1 protein-coding gene and 2 pseudogenes are annotated in these 3,862 nt (G+C 69.1%); all 3 read right to left on the bottom strand.

Going from position 1 to position 3,862, the window contains the following annotated elements; genetic code table 11:
• A pseudogene (locus J116_RS29630) lies at positions 1–64 on the bottom strand (roadblock/LC7 domain-containing protein); the annotation flags it as partial.
• A 1-nt stretch (position 65) separates the two neighbouring features.
• Positions 66–3,410: a sensor histidine kinase gene (locus J116_RS28040; protein ID WP_023591445.1), complete on the bottom strand. Its 3,345-nt coding sequence runs from the start codon at positions 3,408–3,410 to the stop codon at positions 66–68.
• A gap of 389 nt (positions 3,411–3,799) precedes the next feature.
• Positions 3,800–3,862 (bottom strand): annotated as a pseudogene (locus J116_RS31420) (ATP-binding protein); the annotation flags it as partial.

The following is a 3,862-nucleotide window of genomic DNA, read 5'->3' as shown; positions in this document are numbered from 1 at the left end:
TGTTGTCCACGAAATTGGTGATCAACCAGTTCAGATTCTGCGCCGCCTGGCTCATCGGGCTCACACTAACGCTCCTGGTTGTAGGTACTACCCGGGCCACTGTGCTGATCGTAAGTGGCCGATCCGTTCATGTCCGTTCCCGCGTTGCGCCCCTGCTGGACACCGCGCCGCAGGTTGCTCAACCTGCCGCGGACGTCCTCGGGGGCACGGGAGACCTGTGGGCCGCCCTGCGGGGTCTGTTCCGCGGTTCCCTCGACCAGGTTCGCCTTGGGAACCCGCCGGGGCAGCCCGGAAGCCGTGACCCCGCCGGCCTTCGGCTCCTTGAGCTTCCCGGCCCGCTGCCAGCGCTCGTCGTTGGTCGAACGCCAGTCCTCGGACGCGTTCGCGTCGCTCTGGGGAGCCTGCCGGACCTGCTGGGCACGCTGGTCCGCAGAGTCCTGCTGGGGGTCCCGGTTCAGGCTCGGCCGCTCCTCGGCCGCCCGCACGCTGCCACGGCGCGGCAGACCCGCGTCGGTCAGCTGGTGGTCGGCGTTCGGCACGGAACCCGGACGGTCGAAGCCTACGCGGTCCGGCTCGTTCGTGGGAGCGGCTGGGGCAGATTCCGATTCGCCGGCGTAGCCGCCGTCGTAACCGCCCTGGTACGTGTTCGGCGCCGGCCACGTGCCCTGGTCGGGCTGGGCGCCGTACGAGCCGTCGTACGAGGGCTGCTCGGCCTCGCGACCCGGGAAGCCGCCTTCCGCATACGAGGGCCCAGGGTACTCGCCGGTGGCATAGTCGCCGCCGTTCCCGTTCCCGTACCCGTCCTGGCGGTACTCGCCGCCGTCCCGGTACTCGCCCTCCGTGCCGTAGCCGTCGCCCTGGAACCCGTCGCCGTCGCGGTAGCCCGCGCCGTCGCCCTGGTAGCCCTCCTGCGGCTGGAAATCGCCGTAGCCGGGCTGCTGCTCGTACCCGCCCTGTTCGTAGCCGCCCTGGGCGCCCTGCTGCTCGTACGGGGCCTCGTAGCCGCCCTCGTACCGCTCCTGGTCCTGCTCGTACCGCTCCTGGTCCCGCTCCTCGTGCGACGGACCGCCCTGGAGCTGCGCGCCGAGCGCGGCACGGCGCTCCTCGCGCAGCCGGGAGCGGCCCACCGAGTCCAGCGAGGCGCCGTCCTGCTGCTGCTCGTAGCGGGAGTCGTCGAAGCCCAGCTCCGCGGCGGTCCGCAGCGGGGCCGACTCGAACGCCTTCTGCTCCGGGATGATCTGGGAGACCGTGAAGTCCTCCTGGAGCGGCTCGCCACCACCACCGTGGGTGATCGCGTCCGGCAGCATGACCAGCGACGTCGTACCGGCCTGCTCGCCCGACGGGCGCAGCTGGACACGGATGCCGTGCCGGTCGGCGAGGCGGCCGACCACGAACAGGCCCATGCGCTGGGAGATCGCGACGTCCACGGTCGGCGGGTTGGCCAGCTTGTGGTTGATGTCCGCGAAGTCCTCGGCGGTGAGGCCGATGCCCTTGTCGTGGATCTCGACCATCACCCGGCCGTCGGGCAGACGCGTCGCGGTGACCCGCACCTTCGTCTGCGGCGACGAGAACGTGGTGGCGTTCTCCAGCAGCTCGGCGAGCAGGTGCACGAGGTCGGTCACGGCCTGGCCGTGGATCTCGGCCTCCGGCACGCCCGACAGCTCGATGCGCTCGTACTGCTCCACCTCGGATGTGGCGGCGCGCATGACGTCCACCAGCGGGACCGGCTGGTCCCAGCGGCGGCCCGGTTCCTCGCCGGCGAGGATCAGCAGGTTCTCGCCGTTGCGGCGCATGCGCGTGGCCAGGTGGTCCAGCTTGAAGAGGTTCTCCAGCTGGTCCGGGTCGGCCTCGTTGTTCTCCAGATCCGTGATGAGGGTCAGCTGGCCCTCGATCAGCGACTGGTTGCGCCGCGACAGGTTGGTGAAGATCGCGTTGACGTTGCCCCGCAGCAGGGCCTGTTCGGCGGCGAGCCGGACGGCCTCGCGGTGGACCTGGTCGAAGGCGCGCGCGACCTCGCCGATCTCGTCCTGCGTGTCGATCGGGATCGGCTCGACACGGGTGTCCACCTTGCCCGGGTCGGTACGGGACAGCTGGTCGACCAGCATCGGCAGGCGCTGCTCGGCGACACCGAGGGCGGCGTGGCGCAGACGGCGCATGGAACGGCTCATCTGGCGCGCCATGAGGCCGGCCAGGATGAACGCGGCGAGCAGCGCGACCACGACGATGCCGCCGTTGACGAACGCGTCGGTACGGGCGTCGTCGGCGATCCGGGTGGCCTCGTTGAGCGCCTGCGTCAGCAGCTCGTTCTCGACCTCGGTGTAGCCGTCGAACTTGGCCGTCGAGACGGCCATCCAGGTCTCGGGCGTGACACCGTTCTGCTTGCGCTTGATCAGCGCCTTGATCTCGTCGGCGTCCTCGGCCTCGCCGATCTCCTTGGTCATGCCCTCGTACACGGACTTCTCGCCCGTGGCCGTCTCGGCGACCGGCGGCTGCACGCGCATGGCGGCGAAGTCCTTCGCGCCGTCCTGCGCCTTGCGGGTCATGACCTCGGTGAGCCGGTCCACGTCCTCCTGGGTACCGCCGGAGACGAACTCGCCGATGGCGATGTTCTCCAGGTACTTGTACGAGTTGAACGCCTTCGACTGCGCCTTGAAGACCTCGTCGTCCTTGCTCGGCCGCAGCAGCAGGTGCATGCCGATCGAGCGCTGGAGCGACGAGGCGGCCTTGGACAGCTGGATGGCGTAGACGGTACGGCCGAAGCTCGTGACGTTGCCGGTGCCGAGGCCGAGCTCGTTGGAGAACTCCATGAGCACGTGCTGGACCTTGGTGTAGCCCTCTTCGGTCTTCACCGGGTCCAGAAGCTTGGTGTACGCGGCCTTCCGCAGGTCCTGGAGCTGCGGCTCCTCCTTGCGGAACAGCGTGAGGCGCCGCTCCAGGCCCTGCCCCTCGGGCATGTCCCGGACGGCCTCGTCGAACTTCGCCTTCGCGGCGTCGGTGGCGGCGTACGCGTCGCTGACGACGCCGGCCTGGCGGTCGGAGTCGCTGTTCGCGGTGAGCAGCGGCTCGGCGGTGAGGTCACGCTCGTTGAGCAGCGCCTGGCCGTACTCGGACGCGGCCTGGACGACGCGCGCGGTCTTCTCCGCGTCGCGTGCCTCCTGCCAGGTGTCCACGGACGTCTTCACCTGGAAGCCGCCCATGATCAGGCCGATCAGCACCGGCAGCAGCAGGATCGCGTTCAGACGCGTCGCGACATGCCAGTGGCGCGGGGAGAACCGGCTGTGGTTGCCGCCGGCGGCGGAACCGGCCGGGGGCGTTACGGGCGCATCCGCAGGCGGCGCCTCGTTGCGCGCGGGCGGGGTGAAGTTACCCCGCGCCTGCTGCTCCGCGGCGCTATTCGTGCTTCGCCTCACTCGACCAACAACCTCTCGGCGTCGGCACCTACGATGTGCCGTTCTTCTGCTTCAGAGCCGTACTACTCAGGAGTTCGTGCATTGCAGCACGTAAAGCGGCCGCGTTCCAAACAGCCCGATCGAGCGAATCCCGGCGGCGCCGTCGACAGATAAAACGGGCATAAAGAGCAGGACCCGCCAAAAAGTGGGGCTCAGATGAGCACAGTGACACCAGTTGGATGCGTGTCGTGTCCGAAGCGTCGCAATTCTCTGTCGAAACGTTATGAACGTCCGGGCGGGCCGTGTCAGACGACACAGCCCGCTCACCGGATTCTTACGGCAACTGCCGTATTTGTTCGTCCACTTGTTGATCGACTTCCGACGGCGGGCCGGAGGCCCGCCGTGGGCGCCTACTTCAGTCGTGCCATGAGGGCGTGTTCGACGAGGGTGATGAGGGCGCTCTTGGCGTCCGC

Origin of the sequence: Streptomyces thermolilacinus SPC6, assembly GCF_000478605.2 — a bacterium.
GTDB classification, from domain to species: Bacteria; Actinomycetota; Actinomycetes; order Streptomycetales; family Streptomycetaceae; genus Streptomyces; species Streptomyces thermolilacinus.
Note: the sequence above shows the minus strand (reverse complement) of the source record. Positions and strands in the feature narration are given on the sequence as shown.